Below are 19,646 nucleotides of genomic sequence, written 5' to 3'. Positions count from 1 at the left end.
TTATCGCTAATTTGCTAATCTAGCATTCTTACTTGAAAAACATGCTTTTAGTCACCAAATTAAGGCTAAACAACCAACGGAAAACGCTATGCAGCCCACAACGTCTGTTATCGATATTAGTTTTGAGAACGCCCAACAAGTGTTAATTGAAGGTTCAATGAACCTGCCAGTAGTGGTGCATTTTTGGTCGCCTTCTAGCCCTCAGTGCGAGCCACTGTTTTCTTTACTGCAACAAATCCATCAACAAACCGGCGCAAGCTTTACCTTAGCTCGGGTTAATATGGATGAGTTAGCACCGCTGGCTCAGCAACTTGGTGTTGCACAAGCCCCAGCTGTAGTAATCCTAAAAGAAGGTCGCCCAGTTGATGGTTTTGCCGACATTCCTTCTCCAGAGCAAGTTACAGAAACCATTGTTCGTCATTTACCTGCACCTGAGGAGCAGCTGTTAGCAAAAGCTAAAGAGCTACTAGCAGAAGACCAATCGGTAGAAGCATTAAACGTGATACGTGAAGCTCATAATCTAGCCCCTCAACGTAACGACATTATCTTGGTATTGATTAGAGCCTTGCTTAATAACCAAATCGCTGACGAGGCCGAAACACTGTTAAACAGCTTGCCACTTGAAGACCAACAAGCCGATTTTCATGAGTTAAAAAGCCAGCTTGAGCTGTTAAAAGCAGCAGCCGAAAGCCCAGAAATTAAAGCGCTTGAAAGCAAACTGAACACAGCTGACGATAGCGCTGAATTGCGCTTAAGCTTAGCCATTCAATATTCTCAAGCAGGTCGTAATCAAGAAGCTCTTGAACTGCTGCTAGCGATACTTCAAAAAGACTTAGAATGCCTAGACGGACAAATTAAAAAGAACTTCTTGGATATGTTAGCCACACTAAATGGCGACCCTTTATCATCTCAGTACCGCAGAAAGTACTTCAGCATTTTGTACTAGCAGTAAAGCTAAAGCCTATTGCAAAAAAGCCAACATCGCTGATGTTGGCTTTTTTATTAAGTGCTATTTGGCTTACACTGCATCGGCAGCTAACTTGTTAGCTTGCTCTGGGCTTTGTTGTTTTGCCAGCTCTAAGGTATTCGCATCTAAGCGATAGAAATGCATTACAAATACCAAGGAGAAGAAAAACACGCCAGGGATAAAGGTGTACAGTAGGTTAATCCACGTAGTTGCCTGAGTTGATTGGAGCTCAGCACCACCAACATAGCCTGCACCAGCTAAAATCCACCCCACCATGGCGCCACCAATAGCGATGCCAGCTTTAATTGCAAACAGATTGGTAGAAAACACCATACCGCTTAACGAACGACCGCTGCGTGATTTTTCATAATCAACCACATCGCTCATCATGCTCCACAACAGCGGTGTAGTGCTCATTTGCACAACACTTAGCACTATCATTACAACAAACACTAACATCACATTGCTAGGATCAATAAAGAACATTGCAGCTGAGAGTATTCCAGAAATGCCAATCAGCACTTTATAGGTTTTAATCTTGTCAAAACGGCCAAGCACTGGCGAAGACGCCATTGCACCAACAATATTAGCCAGCATTCCTGCCACCATAATCATAGTGGCTAGATCGGCGCGCCCCATCACTGTGTTTACATAGTACATGGTCGAAGCTGCTTTTAAAACAACGCCAGTGAGCAAAACAATATTTAGGATAAACAAAACCCGCCACTGGGTGTTTTTCCAAAGTAACTTCACATCACTAAAGGTAGAACCTTTTTTGCTTGGATTCAGCTCGGCAGTATGGTGCTCTTTGGTATTTGCGAAACAATAAAAGAACAACAACATTGCGCCGATACCCATCACAACCATTGCACCAAGATAGCCTTTTTGCTCATCACCTTGTCCGATGTATTGAACCAAAGGAAGAGCTACCAGAGCGACCACTAAACCGCCTGCGGTGCTTAAAGCAAAACGATAAGATTGCAAAGACACACGTTGTTTAGGATCATTGGTCATGGCATTTGCCATTGCACAATAAGGTACATTAATGGCGGTATACATTAGTGTTAGCAGAATGTATGAAGCATAGGCATAGATAACCTTGCCAGTAGAACCTAAATCGGGAGTATAAAATGTCACCATACAGGCGATGCCAAACGGAATGGCCATCCACAAAATATAGGGTCTAAATTGGCCATGTTTAGTACGTGTTCTGTCTACTAACGAGCCCATTATTGGGTCGGTTATCGCATCGATAAAACGAACTAACAAAAACATGGTACCCATGTGTACCGGGGATAGGCCATATACGTCGGTGTAATAGTAAGCTAAGAACAGCATCACCGTTTGCCAAACAAAATTACATCCCATGTCGCCCAAACCGTAGGCTACTTTTTCCTTAACCGTTAGGTTAATTGTGCTCATTTGATCTCCGAAATCATCTTATATTTTTCGGAAACAATTTTGGTTCAGCAAGTTTATCCAGGCTATTATTTTATAGTTAACCTTATTTACGATATCCATCATATGCGATACAGCTCATAAGCAACATATATAACTAAATACTAAAACGCAATTTTATAACAAGTGGAATTAGTGAAATGTTAAACAACAATCAAACTTAGTGGGCTATTTGTAAGCAATTAAGCGTTAGTTTTTAACAGCGATTTAATGCTAAGCAGGCTTTGTTTAGTGCTTGAAGGTAATGGAGCGAGTGGTTCTAATGTTGATTCTAGACTTAGTACCTCTTGGTTAAGCCGTTCGATTAACTCATCATTGCTATTGCTAGCTGACTTATTGCCGTTAGCCATCGCACCACTAAAATAAGATACTAAAAACGGAACACAGTAGGTGAATAATATCGCGCCCCACTTAGGGCTCGCACCGTTAACAATATCCCATTGGTTTATTAGGTTTAAGATCGAACCAACGATGACAGCAACAACTATAGCTCTTGCTATGATTTGTTTATTCATAATGATCCTTATCTATACATTGCAAACCAAACACATGGTTTATTCTAGGTAAAACTCGTAATAAACATCTAGTGCGCTATTTAACCCAGAGAATGCTTCAATAAACAATTTGGGCAAGATCTCGTATTTAATGGTTAGTTCGTTAACTGGGTCAAAAACTCCCATGCCATATCTTACTTGAACTCCAGGTAATACATAGGCGCTCACTTCTACTTGAGTGGAGCTGCCAGAACCAGCAGTACTTAAAGACAAATCATTTAAGCCAAGAGTACTACCTACATTACCCACTAGCCCTTCAGCTCTGCCGATACCGGCGCTAAGTAACATCGAAGACAAGGCATTGTCATCTTGCTCGCTATCACTTAATGCCCGCCCGCGCAGTAAGTAAGACAACATTTCATTTTGCGACATAGATGGCTCAGAAAACAAACTAACCTGCGGCGCATCGGCTAAGCCAACTACTTGCACCCCAACGGTGACATCATCAGAAATCGTATCTGGATTACGTACTGCTTGAATATCAAGATAAGGTTGCTCTAAAGGACCAGTAAACATGATCCAACCTTTCTCAATAAGTAGGTTTTGCCCGTAAGCTCTAAAGCGCCCATCGATCAACTCAATGCGTCCATCTGCTAGCAAGGGCTCGCTAGGTTGTTGTTTTAAGTTTAAATGACCTTTTAAGTTAGTATTCAAGCCTAAGGCCTCTAGGGTAATCTCCTCGGCTAAGGTCACTGTTACATCTATCTTTGTACGTTGAGAAGCAACAGCTTCGCTTTGCTCTTCAATGACAATCGCATCCGAAGACTCTGAGACTGCTGACTCTGGCAAAGACTTAACTTTTATCGCGCCCTCTTCTACTGCTACCGTGCCGCCAATGTCGATAAGATCGTCGATTAACTTAATTTTAATATCTGGCGAAACAGCTAAGGTAGCGTAAGGATCAACGATAATTGGAAGCAACTTGGCATTTATATCCAACTCACCCTCTAACTTATTATTGGGCCACGCAAAGTCGCCCTGCCATTGAGCAGTTCTTCCTTCACTATTAAATTTACCGGAGATATTGGCTTGCTGGTTGTCTAGCAAGATTTGCGTTTCTAGTTGCTCAATACTCAAGGGCACATCGGGCCCAGATACATATCCTTCAGTTAGATTTATTTCTCCATCTAACTTAGGTGAAATTACCTGCCCTTTAACTACAACTTCACCGTCTATTCGACCCTCTAGGTTGTCGAGAACCGTTACAAATGGAAGCAAAGGTGAGAGACGAATGTTGTCGATATCTAACTTGCCGTCTATTTGCCCTTCTCTATCAATCGAAGTTACTCCTGACGAACGTAAAGCACCTAACTCTTCTGACTCAAATAAGGCTTGCCACTGCAATGTCTCGCCTTCCAGATCAGCGTCTATGCTTAATACTTGATAACTTAAGGTTACTTCATTGAGTTCGGTTTTTTGAATAACTGAACCAGGATTTAGATGTAAGTTTATTTTTGCTGTTTCTGGAACCCATTGACTAAACTGCGCGTTAACTTCTGCAGATGCTTGCCCCTGCAACTCGGTTCCTTCTGGCAGTAGGTGATTTAATACCAGAAAATCAAAGTCTTTTACCCGCAAGTCCAGCTTACTATTGCCGTCAGTAGAAAATGGCGATAACAAACACAACTCACTGTCATCGCGAGACCAGCAGTGCTCCCCAACACTTGCGACCGAGTCTTGATAAGCAAGATCGATAGGATTTGATAAGAACCAAGTGCCCAATTCTGCGGTTAAATCAGCTTTTAACAACTGACCTTGCCAAGAAGATAAGGAGCCTCCACCTGCTAAATCCAAATGTAGATTACGAGTAGATTGTTCAACCGCCAGATTAAGCGTTTGATTTTGATTCTTACTCATATACTTAAGCGTTGCTTCGTTTACTGTTTCACCAGCGACTTTAAGATTAGCTAGAGCAAGATTAAGCTGACCAGAAAAGCTTTCGTCTAAGCTCAGGTTTCCTTTACTGGTTACGGCATCAAGTGCTATTTGCTTGTTTGCAATCTGCTCGGCTTTAATTTGCCAATTGACTGTGGGCTGATTGAGCTCGCCAGTTACTTTAACTTGCGCTGTTGCTGCCCCGCTTTCTAACCAAGGTAACTCTGCTAATTGAGTTGCTGTTAAATTGGCATTTACTGAAATGGTTTGTTCGTTTAACTGCACACTGCTATCAATTTGAGTATTTGCTAGAGCGATTAATGCATCAACTTGATTAGTTTGTTTTGCTAAGTCTCCACTTGCTGATGCCTGAATACTCAAAGGAAGCTTTAACCACTCACCTGTAATATCGGCGTTTTCTAGCGACCACACTTGGTCTTCGATGCTAGCAACAAGTTTTCCTTCTAAGTCCGGCAAAGCCATATCTTCGCCGAGATCTAGCCAATGACTAAGCTGCAAGTTATCTATGTCAGCAATTAGTTGGGCACTTAAGGTAGGTGACCAAGCTGCAGCGCCGGTAAATTGAAATCCACCAACCACATTGCGAGTTGACTCATTAAATTCAGTACCATTTAGCTTATTCTGATTGAGTCGATCTTCGCTGCTTTCATCTATGACTAGTTTCTCAAGTAATTCACCTTGAATGTCAAATGCTTGTAGCTCGTTCAAGTCACCTTGTAATTGTGCGTTTAACCAAAGATCTTGAACACCAGCTAAGTCACTTTGCAGTTGTAATTGATAACCAGTTAGGTCACCACTAGTATTAAGACTTAGACTGGTCAACGTGAGCTGTTCATCAACCAAGGTAAACGCTTGGTTTAGGTCAGCTCGTAATTCAAAAGGCAGGTTTGTTTGTAGCCAAGCAATTTGGCTATCTAATTGGCTTTCAATCAATCCGGATGTGGTAATTTCAGCATTTAGCTCGTCACCATCGCCGTTTAAGCGAAAGTTGGTGCGCAATTGTTGGTCAGCCAGTGGCATCTCCCAAGCGCCTTCTAGCAGAGATGCATACCGGTTTTGAAATGCCTGCTTACCACTAAGTTGAAGATTTCCCCATGGGCTTTCTACGTATAGCTTCGCTAACTCTAGTTCTACAAAACCTAAGACCCCACGTAGTTTAGCGACAGGAAATTCTAGCTCTTGGGTATCAAGCTTTAACTTACCTTTAGTTAATTGAAGATCGCTAACATCTATCCGATATGGCATGGTGATCTGTGGTACTTCGATGAGCAGTGGTAATAGTGGCTTGGATTCTTCGTTGCTTGTCTTGGCTTGCTCTTCTTGCTCACTACCTGCTGGTAGCGCAACTTGCCAGTTGTTTAAATGCAACTGCTCTACTCGAATATTGTCTTCTGCCCAATTGGCTTGAATAAGCACTTTCTGCCAAGAAATATCTATCCCATCAATGATGATAGAAGCGTTGCTCACATTAAATAGATTAACCACAAATGGAAATGGAGGCTGCCAAGGGCCGGTGTCTTCTTCTGGCTTAAGAGGTTCTGGCTCGCTTGTTGAAGCTTGAGTCATAGCTTCAGTATCTACTTCAACAGTAAGCGTTGAGCTAACCAGCTTTTCGACACAAAGTTTAGTTTGGCTAATACACACCCAGTCTAAAGCAAGCTCTAAATCATTTAACTCAACCAACAAGCCGGCTTGCTGCCAGCTCAGCTGTTGGGCCTTTATGCCCTCATACAAATTACCATCGGGCTCAATGATGCTTAGACCATCAACTAAGTCACTAACCTTAGTTAATATCCATTGGGTACTAGGGGTAAACGATAACGCAAGTATCAAACAAAATAGTAAAGCGCTTATAGAAATTAGCGTGTATTTAACAGCCCGAAAAATCATAAATCAGGCCCTAGAGAAAAGTGAATACGCCACGGGTCAGACTCATTTTGTAAGCCCTTCGCAACATCTAAACGTAATGGACCAATAAGCGTTAGCCAACGAATACCCATACCAACACCAACAGAAACGGGCTCAGAAAAATCATTAGTTGCTGTACCGGCATCTACGAAGGTAGCCCAGCGCCACTTTTCAGCAAATTGATAGTTATACTCGACACTGCCCACGGTGAGATATTTACCACCAATCAATTGGCCGTCGTCATTTTTTGGGCTAATGGTTTTATAATCATATCCACGAATACTTTGGTCACCACCGGCAAAGAAACGCATAGATGCAGGTACGTCGGTAATATCATCAACTAGAATGCCACCAAGATCAGCCCTAAGTAAGATACGATGATTTTGATATGAACGTAACCATTTACCCAAACCCGCTAAGCGCAACATTTCTACATCTGATCCCCAATAAGGATGACCCACTTCTAAGCTAGCTTGTAAGTTATCGCCCCAGTAAGGGTCTAAACCACCACGAGTACGTAAACGAGCAAAGTTAGCACCGGGTAGCACCAAATCAGATACTGAATACTGATCAGCCTGGCGGTATTCTTCGTGTTGCCACTTTAAAAACAAAGAAGGCTTCCATTCGTTATCTAAACGCCATTGACGGGTGGTAGACAAAATAGTCTTTTCACTTTCGGTGTCATTGGTTTTTTCTCGAATATAACCGGTTTGAATATCCACGTAATCGTCAACTGGATTATCTATGGGGATCCGGTAAACAAACTGAGCGCTTTGCTTTGGCTCTGCGGCTTCAATCTCAAAAGTAATACTATGGCCATTTTCGTTCACCCACGGTCGGGTCCATTTTAACCTAACTCTAGGGCCAATATCGGTTGTGATACCACCACCCACCTCAAAGGTATCGCGCGGCTTTAATTGCAAACCAACCAGTAAATCAATTTCACCGTCATGTCGATTGCCAATATCCGGTCGTACAGAAATCACTTGGAAGTAGTCCGTTTCACCCAGTCGTTGGTTAAACTCGCCTACCTTTTGTGAATCGTAACGATCTTGCTTATTAAACTCAGCCAAATTAGCAAACATGGTTTGTGGTAATTCTGGATTTGTAAACACGATGTCGCCAAAACGGTAACGCTCGCCAGAGTCATAACTTAAATAAATGTCGGCGGTATTATTTACAATACTGATCTGAACTTCTGCTTTATGGTAAACCGCATCGAAGTAGCCATATCGAGAAGCTAGGCGGTCGAATTCTGATTTAAGGCTGTCGTAGGCTGCATGGGTAAAAACTTGTCCTTCTGCTAAGCCACTGCGAGCTATAGCGCCGGTATAACGACTGTCTTTCGTTGCTGCGCCAACAAAATCCAGTTCAAACTTGTTTACCCGCAGCCGCTCACCTAGCTCTACATCCACCAGGAACTTTTTTTCTGCGGTTTCTGTTATGGTAATTTCGCTTTGGTAATAGCCTAGGGCACGTAGAGCGCGTTTGGTTTGTTCACTACTGGCGCTGATTATACGGCGGGCACTGCTGTTATCAGGAAAGGTTTGCGCTTCTAGGTAGACCTTTACATTATCTTTTGACTCACCAGAAATACCTTGGTAATCAAAATCTATCGCTGCTACCGAAGTGGTAAACAAAACAAGCAACATCGGCCACAAGCGAAAAAACAAATGCACAAATCCTTAGAAAATCCTTTAAGCGCTCAGTTTAATGTTTTTTTGTAAGTTTAAAACCACTTATCTGCTTAGGCTTTGTTAAATTGGTAAAAAATAACTAACTTGGAGATAAAATGACTAGAAACTGGCCAAAACCAATCATCGCCTTGGCTGGCTATAGCGGCAGCGGAAAAACCACCTTACTAAGCCAACTTATTCCTTTGCTAAAGGCACGGGGTTTAAGTGTTGCGGTTATAAAACATAGCCATCACGCAATAGAGCTGGATAAACCTGGTAAAGACAGCCATAAGTTTGCAGAGGCTGGCGCCGAACAGGTGATACTTTCATGCCCTCATAAACGTTACCACTTTAGTCTTCAGCAGCAACATGACGACTTAAACGAACAGTTGTCTTGGATAAACTGGCAACTATGCGATTTAGTGATCGTTGAAGGCTATCGACATAGCGAAGTGGCAAAAATAGAAATTCATCGAAGCGATCTTGGTAAGCCTTTGCTGTTCCCAAATGACAAGCACGTCATCGCTGTGGCTAGCCCTGATAAGCTTAATACAGACTTACCTTTGTTAGATTTAAATAAGCCTAAGCTAATCAGTGATTTCATATTAGCCTATACTAACAACGTAAAAATTGTGAAATAGAATCATAAGCTTATCGGTCTATAAACTGTCACTACTGTTTAGAGAACAAAATATGAAACCAAATAAACTGATTGTTGTAGCGGTGCTCGCAGTTATTGTCGGTCTTATCCTTTGGTTCGACTTAGGCCAATGGCTTAACTTCGAAACCATTAAACAAAGCCAAGCTGATTTACAAAGCACTGTAGAAAATCACTTCTTAGTGTCTATTGTTGCTTATTTCTTTTTGTATGTTTTTGTAACCGCATTTTCGATACCAGGCGCCGCCCTTCTTACTTTGCTGGCCGGCGCATTATTTGGTGTAGTGAACGGCGTAATAATGGTTTCTTTTGCCAGTACTATCGGCGCGAGTTTAGCGTTTATAGTAGCTCGCTACTTAGTTAGAGACAGCTTAGAACAGCGCTATGCCGACAAACTAAAGAGCATTAACAAAGGTATAGAAAAAGAAGGTGCTTTTTATCTTTTAAGTTTAAGGCTAATACCAGTCTTTCCTTTCTTTTTAATCAACCTTGTAATGGCATTAACCAAACTGCCTCTTAAAACCTTTTATTGGGTAAGCCAAATAGGCATGTTCCCCGCAACCGTAGTGTATGTGAACGCAGGCACCGAGTTAGCAAAGTTAGATAGCTTATCGGGAATATTGTCACCGTCTCTACTTATCGCCTTCACCCTATTGGGTATTCTTCCTTACATTAGTAAGGCTATATTAAACGGCATTAAGCAACGCAAAGTCTACGCCCCCTACCAAAAGCCAAGTTCATTTGATAACAACATGTTAGTTATTGGAGCCGGTGCAGGTGGCTTAGTGAGTTCGTACATCGCTGCAGCTGTTAAAGCAAAAGTCACCTTAGTTGAAAAGCACTTAATGGGCGGCGACTGTTTAAACACTGGTTGTGTACCCTCTAAAGCATTAATACGCAGTGCAAAGTTTGCCTATGAAGCGAGCAATGCAGAAAAACTTGGTTATGAAAAAGTTGATGCACAAGCAAATTTTGCCAAGGTAATGCAACGAGTACATGATGTTATTCAACAAGTTGAACCACATGACTCGGTAGAGCGTTATACCAAATTAGGGGTTAACTGTGTTCAAGGCACCGCAAAAATCATTAGCCCTTGGGAAGTCGAAATAGACGGTAAATCAGTGACTACCCAAAACATTGTAGTTGCTACTGGTGCTCGACCACTAGTACCGGGCATCCCCGGTTTGCAAGAGGTCGAGTATTTAACTTCAGATACGCTTTGGCAGCTTAAACAACTCCCAGAGAAGCTACTCGTGTTAGGTGGTGGTCCAATTGGCTGTGAATTAACCCAAAGTTTTACCCGATTAGGTGCCGAAGTGACTCAAATCGAAATGGCCGACCACCTATTAATTCGAGAAGACCTAGAGGTGAGTAAGTTATTAAAAGAACAGTTTACTCATGAAGGCATCAATCTATTATTGGGTTGGAAAGCGGTTAGCTTTCATAATCAAAACGGCCAGCAAAGTGTAAAACTGATTAAAGGCGAGCAAGAAAAAGAAGTTATTTTTGATAAAGTGATACTCGCATTAGGCCGTGTTGCAAATACTAAGGGCTTTGGATTAGAAGAGCTTGGTATAGAAAACTCAGAGCGCGGCACGATTGCGGTAAATGAACATTTGCAAACCAATTTCCCCAATATTTATGCTGTTGGCGACGTAGCAGGGCCTTATCAATTTACCCACTTTGCAGCTCATCAAGCTTGGTATGCCGCAGTAAACGCGCTGTTTGGTCGATTCAAAAAGTTTAAAGCCGATTACTCGGTAATTCCAGCAGCAACCTACACCTATCCCGAGGTTGCTCGTGTAGGTTTAAATGAGCAAGAAGCTAAGCAACAGGACATTGGTTACGAAGTAACTAAGTTTGAGCTGGAAGAACTAGACCGCGCAATTGCTGAAGGTGCAACTAAAGGCTTCATTAAAGTGCTTACCGTACCAGGAAAAGACAAAATACTTGGTGCAACCATTGTTGGTGAGCATGCTGGAGAATTATTAGCAGAGTTTACCTTAGCAATGAAACATGGCTTAGGTTTAAATAAAATCTTAGGAACCATACATGCCTACCCAACCATGATGGAAGCAAACAAATATGTAGCGGGTGAATGGAAGCGTAATCACGCACCCGAAAAAATCCTATCGTATCTAGAGAAATTCCATGCTTGGACGAGAAAAGCGTAACTAACCTTATTGGTCAGGCTATTTCAGCCTGACCAATAAACAAACGTTCCTCAAAGATTTCAGGCTCAAGTGCCTCACTAAAATAGAACCCTTGGTAAACCGTACAACGACGGTACTTTAAGAACTCTAATTGGTACTCAGTCTCCACACCTTCTGCAATAACTTCTAAGTCTAAGTTCTCAGCCATGGAGATAATGGTAGTAATAATGGCACATTCACTACCACCACTTTGTAATTCGCTCACAAAGGATTTATCAATTTTTAAACAGTTAATTGGTAATTTGTTCAAGTACGCCAATGACGAATAGCCGGTACCAAAATCATCTACCGAGAAACGAACCCCTATATCACGCAACGCTTGAATTTTCTCTACCGTGTCTTGCACGTTATCTACCAATACACCTTCTGTAATCTCTAACTCAATGAGTTTAGGGTCACAGCCCGCTTCTTGAATAATCGCTAGCGTTTCTTGCACAAAGGTATTGCGGTGGAACTGATTGGGGCTAACGTTTATTGATAAGGTTTTAAAGTTTTCTGGTAAACCTCTATCTTCCCAAGTCTTCAGGGTTTCACAGGCACTACGCATAACCCATTGTCCTAGGGTAACAATTAAGCCTGTTTCCTCAGCAAGAGGAATAAAACGTCCAGGAGAAATCCAGCCTAATTTGGTGTCGAACCAGCGAAGCAGTGTTTCGGCGCCCACCATCTCAAAATTGGCGTTATAACGAGGCTGAAAATATGCCACCATATCTTCGTTTTCTAGCGCTTCTCTCATCATTTTAGTTAGCTGGTGACGCTCTTGAATTTCGTCTGCCATTTGATCAGAGAACACATGAACACTGGAGCGTTCATTGTCTTTACCATGATAAAGCGCAATGTCTGCCTGACGCAGAATCTCGGTAGCATTACTATCGTGATTAGGGAACAAAGCTACACCTGTGGTTAAGTTTAGCGATATTTGGTTACCTTTAATCACAAACTCTTTATGAATAACTCGACCTAAATGCTCTGCCATGTTGCTAGCAAGCTGCTTCGCTTCTTCGCGATCGGTAGATAAATTAGGCACTAATAAAGCAAACTCATCACCACCAAGGCGGGCTACAGTTTCTGTGCTGGTGCGCCCCTCACGCAAACGGTGAGCGATCAAACGAAGCAGTAAATCACCTGCGGCATGACCTAACATGTCATTTACGTTTTTAAAATGGTCAATATCGAGGTAAATCAACGCACCAACTTTATTGGATTTACGCCCTCTTTCAATTTCGAGGTCTAAGTTTTCAAGAAGCTTACGGCGATTAGACAATCGAGTAATGTCGTCATGAGAAGACTGAAAACGCACTAGCTCTTGGGCAGAACGTACTTCGGAAATGTTTGTCTGAGTACTAATAACTCGTGAAGGTAGACCGCGTTCGCTGCGCTCAACGACCATGCCTCGAGATAATACCCACAAATAGTGACCATCTTTATGCTTAACTCGGTGCATTGACTCATACACTTTATTTTTCTTTTTCAAATGCTTGCGCAATTCATTAAGGGTTTTGTCTAAGTCTTCCGGGTGGATCCTAGATTCCCACTCCTCAATCTTTTCACCTATTTCGCTATCTTGGTAACCTAACATGGCTTTCCACTGTGGCGAGTAGTACACAGAGTTAGTGATTAAATTCCAGTCCCAAATGCCGTCGCCAGAGCCACTTAACGCAAATTGCCAGCGTTGTTCACTGCGTTGCAGTTGGGCAAAGCTACTATGAATGCCATTAGCCATTTTACCAATTGCATGCTCTAAAGCACCGATTTCACCTTGGCTTTTGGCCGCAATATTGGCATTTCGATGAGTTTGAATTTGCTTAGTGCGCCCCACCAGTTTGTTAATAGGCGCAACTAATAGTCGGTTAAGCATTAATACCAACAGCAGCATAGCCACCGACATGTAGATGAAGGTTTTAATTGCTTCATCAATAATCATCTCACGCTTTACTAACCAAGTATTTTGCAAGTTATAACTTACAAATATTGCGCCCTGCTCAGCTCTTCGCAGGCTGTCTTCTCGTGGTCCCATATCTAATGGTAGATACAAGTTCACTTGCCAATGTTCAGGTAATACTTGCGATACTGGTGAGCGCTTGTTCTTTACCTGATTAAATAGTTCGGTATTGAAATAATTAGCATTGTCTGCAGCAAACAGGCTCTTTTCTGCACGTTTATTAGATATTTGAACCAAACCTTGAGGGTCAATAACCTGCAGTGAGTCCAATTGTTGATTTAAAGCTACAAGGGTTAGCTGTCGCTCAGCAATATCCCATTGATGACGAGATAAGCTGTCTGAAAGGCTTTGCTGAAGCTGATAGCCAATATGCAACAAACGTTGGCTAGCATGTTCAGCCATTTTATTACGTTGCTCATGCAGCGTACCTAACAATAATAAACTTTGAGCAATAACTAATAATACCAAGGCCAAAATAGGTATTACTACACTCAATGAAATCCGTTTAAACCTATACACCGTTCAACTCCAATAACCACTCGCTGGTAAAACTACGCGATAAATCAGGTGCTCGGTGGATCAATTCCAACTCAGCCATACGTTGCGCTTTTTCCTGCGCAAGCCCCAAAATAAAATTACCAGAGAAAAGTGCAATGCTTTGCTGAGCATTAAGCATTTGAATATTTCCGTAAGCTTGGCGAACTTCTTTACTGTAAAGTTGGGTTCGCTTAGCGATTAACTTGTAGCCTTCTCTTGAATGCTCCTCTAACCAAGTGTTGGCTTTATAAAAGTTTTTCAATAAATTCGAAATACCGTTTCGCTTTTTTTGTAAGACCTCAGTTCTTACCACCATTACGCGATAATACGGTTGGCCTTGTGCCGCGCTTTTGTATAAAACGTTGGCAGATAGATTATCTACCAAACGGCTTTGAATTGGACCTGAGGTCATCACTGCACTTATTTCGCCTTTGCGAAATAGTGCCAATTGCTCATCAAGTTTAGCTTCTACCAAGACAAAATCATCTGCGTTAACCTTGGTGTCTTGTAACCAGTCATCCATCACTAAAGAGGCTACCGATAGGCTCTCGTAGCCGATGCGTTCGCCTTTTAGTTGTTCGATGTTCTTAATATCTTGGCGTGTGACTAATGCATCTCCACCGACACTTCTATCGATAATCGCAACTACAGTTAAATCTACTCGCTCGGATAATAAACTAATTGTTTCGGTGAGACTTAAGAAACCAGCATCCACCTGCCCACTTTTAAGAGCGTGCATGACATGGCTGGGAGTTGTTAGTTCATTTACGATATATGCATTAGAGCCTTCGAAAGAAAGCTGCTTAGACAGGAATATAGGTTCAAAGCCCAGCCAAGGAGACACGGCTACACGTAGAGCTTGGGTTTGGCTTTGACATGCAAGTAAGACACTACTAAAAAAAAGTAGTATTCCAATCTTACTTGCGTTGATTGATAAAAACGTAAATTTCATATCCCTGATAGTTCTTAACTCTTCCTGAGCATACAACTAAAACTAGCCATCCATTCTGCTTGCGCTAGACGCAAAAAGAAAGCAAAAAGAAAGCAAAAAGAAAGCAAACAGTTTAAAAAATTATGAGGATATTACAAACTTAAAAGTTTACGCTCAAAAATTAAGCGCAAGATCAAAAAAGTGCCGACAAAGCGGCACTTTCATTAAAGTTTTTGGTCGATTGACCGAGCTTAACGTGCTCGTAATGCGGCAATGCGTTTTTCTAAAGGTGGGTGGCTTAAAAACAGCTCGCTCATTGCGCGTTTACCATTAATACCAAAGGCCATCATAGAGCCTTCCATTTCTGGCTCTCTACTTCCACCTAATCGTTGTAGAGCATTAATCATTTTGTCTTTACCAACTAACTTGGCAGAGCCTTCATCGGCGCGGTACTCGCGTTGACGCGAAAACCACATAACAATAATGCTGGCCAAAATACCAAACACCATTTCAAGCACAAACACAGTTGCAATATAGGCAAAGGTGCCCATGCCTTGTCCGTTCTCATTATTGTTACTCATAGCAGAGCTAATAACGTTAGCGATGATTCGCGCTAAGAACATTACAAAGGTATTTACTACACCTTGAATTAGAGTAAGGGTAACCATGTCGCCATTAGCAATATGACTAACTTCGTGGGCGAGAACAGCTTCAACCTCATCGCGAGTCATGTTGTCTAACAAACCTGTGCTCACAGCCACTAAGGCATCATCTCGCTTAGCGCCAGTAGCAAATGCGTTCATATCTGGAGCATTGTAGATAGCAACTTCTGGCATACCAATACCTGCTGCTTTTGCCTGCCTTGCCACGGTATCAACCAACCATGCTTCGGTTTGGTTTCTCGGCGTTGTAATAACCTGAGCTCCGGTAGAACGCTTTGCCATCCACTTGGAAATAAGCAAAGAAATGATAGAGCCGCCGAAGCCAAAAATGGCACAGAAAATCAACAAACCGCCCATGCTTTGGGTAGAGATCCCCAGAGCAGAAAACACTATGTTCATTACAATGCCTAGCACTAGAACAACAGCTAAGTTAGTGCCTAAAAACAACAATATACGTTTCATCGTCTTCCTCGATTATGATGGAATTACCCAATTACCATAATATATGGGGTATAACTCACACTTTTCAATGGCTTAAATAGGGTAAATACGTTTAGATTTGGTTGACCAGAGCATCTATATCAAAGCATTCCGCTGCTAAGTTAGCGTTAAGGCTGGTGTTATAAGGAAGTTCAGCAATACAAGGAGCATCTATGGCACCTTGTAAATAGCTGATATTCAATTTTGATATATCTGAAGGCTCACTTAAATTATTAGCCACCCAAGCCACCACATTACAACCACTGGCGTTTATCGCTTCAGCGCTTAGCAAGGCATGGTTTAAACATCCAAGCTTCACTCCAACAACTAACACTACAGGTAAACCCTGCTCAGCTACCCAATCAGACATCATCAGCCCTTGTTCATTAAGTGGCACATGCCAACCGCCTGCTCCTTCAACCACAACAAAATCTGATTTACAAACTAAACGCTGTAACCCACTGGCCATTAACGCGCTATCAACTGGCTTTTTCTCAAGCTTTGCGGCGATATGGGGGGCTATAGCATGTTTTAGCATTACTGGATTTACTTCTGCATAGTCGAGTTCACTGGAGTTTACCTTCATTAATGCCAGCGCATCTTCATTGCCTTCTCCTGAATCAAACATTTCAGTTCCAGCTGCAATGGGCTTAAAACCATTAACAATTGAGAACTTGTTTTGTAGCGCTTTTACCAAGCCACAACTCACTACGGTCTTACCTACTTCTGTATCGGTGCCGGTGATAAAAACAGACTTAGTCATTAATCAATACTCCATAACTCACTTTATAGGTGGCACTAATTTGCATGTTGTTGGTTGCTTCGCCGAACATTTCCTTATAGTTTCTAGCCATAGCCTTTAGTTGACCGCGATTTGTTGAATTTGGCTCTCCCCCAACCACATAGTTTGCGCCGATACCTTTTAAATCGGCCAGCAACAACAAGGCATGCTCATACCAAAGTGTTCGTTGCTCATGATGAAACTTGGCATTGCTAAAACCGGCTTTACTAGCCGCTTGTACAATATCATTCTGAGTTAGGAATCGGTTTACATGACGGTGGGAGTCGATGCTAGACCATGCTTGTTCAAGCTCAAATAAGGTACCTTGGCTGAGAGTGGAAAATAACAAAACGCCATTTGGCTTAAGTACCCGCCTAATTTCTTTTAGTGCAGCTGCAAGATCATTGCACCACTGCATTGCTAAGCTTGAAAACACTAAATCTACACTATTGTCGGCTAAGCCTAAGTGTTCCGCATCACTAACCAACGCTGCACATGGCTGAGCATAGTGCTTTGCTTTAGTTGCCATTGCTAAAGACAAATCTAAGGCCACAACATGAGATGAGTGAGCCTTTAGAGAACGAGAAAAATAGCCTGGGCCACAGCCTAAATCTATCGCTAGAGGATAAAGCTTATTAGGTAAGTAGCTTATTAGGGTTTCGCCAATATTGCGTTGCAACTCGGCATAATCATTATAGGTATCAGCGGCTTTAGAGAAATGACGAGCAACCTGCTGTTTATCGATGACCATAGTTTTCTTTACTTACTTCATGAATCGCATTTATAAGATCAACAATATCTTGTGCTTGGTGATGACTACTTAAGGTTACCCGCAGCCTAGCAGTTTTTACCGGCACTGTAGGAGGACGAATTGCAGAGACCCAAAACCCTTTGCCTTGCAGCGACTCGGCCATCGCTAATGCTTTGTCCGCCTCACCGATAATAATCGGTTGAATAGCTGTATTTGAATCAGCAACTGCAATATTGTTTTCGATTGCTAACGATCTAAACAGTGCAATATTATCAGCTAACTGTTGCTGCAATTCTGGCTGCGTTTGCAGCACCCGAATAGCTTCGGTTACTGCGCAAGCTTGGGCTGCTGGCATCGCTGTTGAGTAGACATAGCTCTTGTCGAAATTAACCAAATAGTCTTTAAGCGCTTGGTTACATAAAATCGTTGCTCCGGAAACACCAAGTGCTTTGCCAAAAGTTAGCATTTGAATTTGTACATCGCTGGGTGTCAGGTTTTGTTGGTCTGCGGAACCTCTGCCTTGATCACCTAAGCATCCAACACCGTGGGCATCATCAACCATTAACCAAGCATTGTGTTGTTTACATAGATCACTAATGGGCTTTAACGGTGCTTGATCACCGTCCATGCTAAAAACGCCTTCAGTGATCACTAAACAGTTTTCACCCTGTTGGCTTTCTAACCTGTTAGCAAGCTGGCTTACTGAGTTATGTTGAAAACGGCTAAAGTTCGCGTCACACAGGACTCCAGCTTCCATCAAGGAGGCATGGTTGAGTTTATCTTGGATCAGCACATCGTTTTTTTTGAGTAGTGCTTTAATAACACTCTGATTAGCGGAAAAACCGCTGTTAAATAGCAATGCACCTTCACGCCCCTGCCATTCACAAAGTGTTTCTTCCAATTGGTAGTGCGCTTTTTGAAAACCGGTTACCAACGGTGAACCACCACTTCCCACACCATAACTCTCGGCACCTTTTATCCAAGCATCAATTACTCTTGGGTGGTGAGATAAACCGAGATAGTCATTACTTGAGAAATTAACAAACTGTTGGTTATCAATGTCAATCAAACGCCCTTGGGCGCTAGATTGACATCTACGTTGGCGAAACAACTGTTGCTGTTTGCGCTTTTCTACTTGCTGTTTTACAAACTCAAATGCCATTTACGAGGCGTCGTAAAATTGTGAAGGGCTGTTTTTCTGCTGCTGTTTCACCAAAGTTTTGTAAAGATCTTCTTCTTGCTCTTCAGTACCATTTTTGAGCGCTGCAGGCTCTGGTCGAATACCTAGTTTTTTAAACAACTGCATGTCCTGATTTTCATCAGGATTTGGCGTAGTAAGCAACTTACACCCGTAAAAAATAGAGTTAGCGCCAGCCATAAAACATAGTGCCTGAACCTGCTCGTTCATTTCTTCACGTCCTGCCGATAAACGCACATGCGAGCGAGGCATCATGATACGAGCAACCGCTATGCAGCGAATAAACTCAAACTGATCCATATCATCAACATCTTCAAGTAAAGTACCCTTCACTTTTACCAGCATGTTAATGGGAACACTTTCTGGATGGCGAGGTAGATTAGCCAATTGAACCAATAAACCACTTCTGTCTGTAGCCGTCTCGCCCATACCCATAATACCGCCCGAGCACACTTTCATACCTGCCGAGCGTACGTTATCGAGAGTATCTAAACGTTGGTCGTAAGTACGGGTGGTTATAATCTCTTGGTAGTACTCGCGTGAAGTATCAAGGTTATGGTTGTAGTAATCTAAACCTGCATCGGCCAGTTCTTCAGCTTGCTGCTTCTCTAGCATGCCTAGGGTCATACAAGTTTCCATGCCCATTTCTTTCACGCCTTCTACCATTTTCACTAAGTAAGGCATATCACGCTGCTTAGGGTTTTTCCATGCTGCGCCCATACAAAAGCGAGTTGAACCGTTTGCTTTGGCTTTTTTGGCCTCGCTCAGCACATGTTCAACCTCTAATAGCCGCTCTGTTTTAAGGTCAGTTTTATGGTGAGCACTTTGTGGGCAGTACTTACAATCCTCAGGACACGCGCCAGTTTTAATCGATAACAAGGTAGAAACTTGTACTTGGTTTGGATCAAAATTGGCGCGATGCGCACATTGAGCCTGAAACAATAAATCGTTAAATGGCAAAGCAAACAAATCGTTTACTTCCTGTACGGTCCAATCGTGGCGGAGTGCTTGAGTCATTTGAGAAGCTTTCTTTA

General features: G+C 42.3%; 14 protein-coding genes. 3 read left to right on the top strand and 11 right to left on the bottom strand.

Going from position 1 to position 19,646, the window contains the following annotated elements; all coding sequences use genetic code 11:
• The first annotated feature begins 88 nt into the window (after nucleotides 1-88).
• Nucleotides 89-946, top strand: a complete 858-nt coding sequence (locus LQZ07_RS12850; RefSeq protein WP_152785002.1) for a tetratricopeptide repeat protein — start codon at nucleotides 89-91, stop codon at nucleotides 944-946.
• Between the two features lie 72 nt (nucleotides 947-1,018).
• Here LQZ07_RS12850 and LQZ07_RS12845 read toward each other — a convergent pair whose 3' ends face one another.
• The 4 genes from LQZ07_RS12845 to LQZ07_RS12830 form a co-directional block, all read right to left on the bottom strand.
• The gene (locus tag LQZ07_RS12845) at nucleotides 1,019-2,389 is read right to left on the bottom strand and encodes a glycoside-pentoside-hexuronide (GPH):cation symporter (RefSeq protein WP_152785004.1); all 1,371 of its coding nucleotides are present in this window, start codon (nucleotides 2,387-2,389) and stop codon (nucleotides 1,019-1,021) included.
• Between the two features lie 218 nt (nucleotides 2,390-2,607).
• A complete protein-coding gene (gene nrtS / locus LQZ07_RS12840; protein WP_152785006.1) occupies nucleotides 2,608-2,940 on the bottom strand; it encodes a nitrate/nitrite transporter NrtS in 333 nt (110 codons plus the stop codon).
• Nucleotides 2,941-2,979: 39 nt separating this feature from the next.
• On the bottom strand, nucleotides 2,980-6,765 hold the full coding sequence (locus tag LQZ07_RS12835; protein WP_152785008.1) for a translocation/assembly module TamB domain-containing protein: 3,786 nt from the start codon (nucleotides 6,763-6,765) through the stop codon (nucleotides 2,980-2,982).
• Nucleotides 6,762-8,456, bottom strand: coding sequence for an autotransporter assembly complex family protein (locus LQZ07_RS12830; protein WP_152785010.1), 1,695 nt, complete (start codon nucleotides 8,454-8,456; stop codon nucleotides 6,762-6,764). The genes LQZ07_RS12835 and LQZ07_RS12830 overlap by 4 nt, the downstream gene beginning before the upstream one ends.
• A gap of 119 nt (nucleotides 8,457-8,575) precedes the next feature.
• Here LQZ07_RS12830 and mobB point away from each other — a divergent pair, with 119 nt between their 5' ends.
• Complete coding sequence (mobB, locus tag LQZ07_RS12825) at nucleotides 8,576-9,100, top strand: molybdopterin-guanine dinucleotide biosynthesis protein B (protein ID WP_152785012.1); 525 nt, start codon at nucleotides 8,576-8,578, stop codon at nucleotides 9,098-9,100.
• Nucleotides 9,101-9,152: 52 nt separating this feature from the next.
• Nucleotides 9,153-11,291 (top strand): FAD-dependent oxidoreductase, encoded by a 2,139-nt coding sequence (locus LQZ07_RS12820; protein ID WP_152785014.1) that lies wholly within the window; start codon nucleotides 9,153-9,155, stop codon nucleotides 11,289-11,291.
• A 13-nt stretch (nucleotides 11,292-11,304) separates the two neighbouring features.
• Here LQZ07_RS12820 and LQZ07_RS12815 read toward each other — a convergent pair whose 3' ends face one another.
• From LQZ07_RS12815 to bioB, 7 genes are all read right to left on the bottom strand, one after another.
• Nucleotides 11,305-13,767 (bottom strand): bifunctional diguanylate cyclase/phosphodiesterase, encoded by a 2,463-nt coding sequence (locus LQZ07_RS12815; protein ID WP_016403264.1) that lies wholly within the window; start codon nucleotides 13,765-13,767, stop codon nucleotides 11,305-11,307.
• Between the two features lie 16 nt (nucleotides 13,768-13,783).
• Entirely contained in the window at nucleotides 13,784-14,761 is a 978-nt protein-coding gene (locus LQZ07_RS12810; RefSeq protein WP_152785016.1) for an ABC transporter substrate-binding protein, read from the bottom strand.
• Nucleotides 14,762-14,991: 230 nt separating this feature from the next.
• Complete coding sequence (gene htpX / locus LQZ07_RS12805) at nucleotides 14,992-15,864, bottom strand: protease HtpX (protein ID WP_016403266.1); 873 nt, start codon at nucleotides 15,862-15,864, stop codon at nucleotides 14,992-14,994.
• Between the two features lie 91 nt (nucleotides 15,865-15,955).
• The gene (bioD, locus tag LQZ07_RS12800) at nucleotides 15,956-16,645 is read right to left on the bottom strand and encodes a dethiobiotin synthase (protein ID WP_152785018.1); all 690 of its coding nucleotides are present in this window, start codon (nucleotides 16,643-16,645) and stop codon (nucleotides 15,956-15,958) included.
• The gene (gene bioC / locus LQZ07_RS12795) at nucleotides 16,638-17,414 is read right to left on the bottom strand and encodes a malonyl-ACP O-methyltransferase BioC (protein WP_152785020.1); all 777 of its coding nucleotides are present in this window, start codon (nucleotides 17,412-17,414) and stop codon (nucleotides 16,638-16,640) included. Before bioC ends, bioD begins: the two co-directional genes overlap by 8 nt.
• A complete protein-coding gene (bioF, locus tag LQZ07_RS12790) occupies nucleotides 17,401-18,576 on the bottom strand; it encodes an 8-amino-7-oxononanoate synthase (RefSeq protein ID WP_152785022.1) in 1,176 nt (391 codons plus the stop codon). Before bioF ends, bioC begins: the two co-directional genes overlap by 14 nt.
• On the bottom strand, nucleotides 18,577-19,629 hold the full coding sequence (bioB, locus tag LQZ07_RS12785; protein ID WP_016403271.1) for a biotin synthase BioB: 1,053 nt from the start codon (nucleotides 19,627-19,629) through the stop codon (nucleotides 18,577-18,579).
• Between the last annotated feature and the right edge of the window lie 17 nt (nucleotides 19,630-19,646).

The organism is Agarivorans sp. B2Z047, assembly GCF_023373605.1.
Lineage (GTDB): Bacteria > Pseudomonadota > Gammaproteobacteria > Enterobacterales > Celerinatantimonadaceae > Agarivorans > Agarivorans albus.
This window is presented reverse-complemented; position numbering and strand designations above follow the sequence as displayed.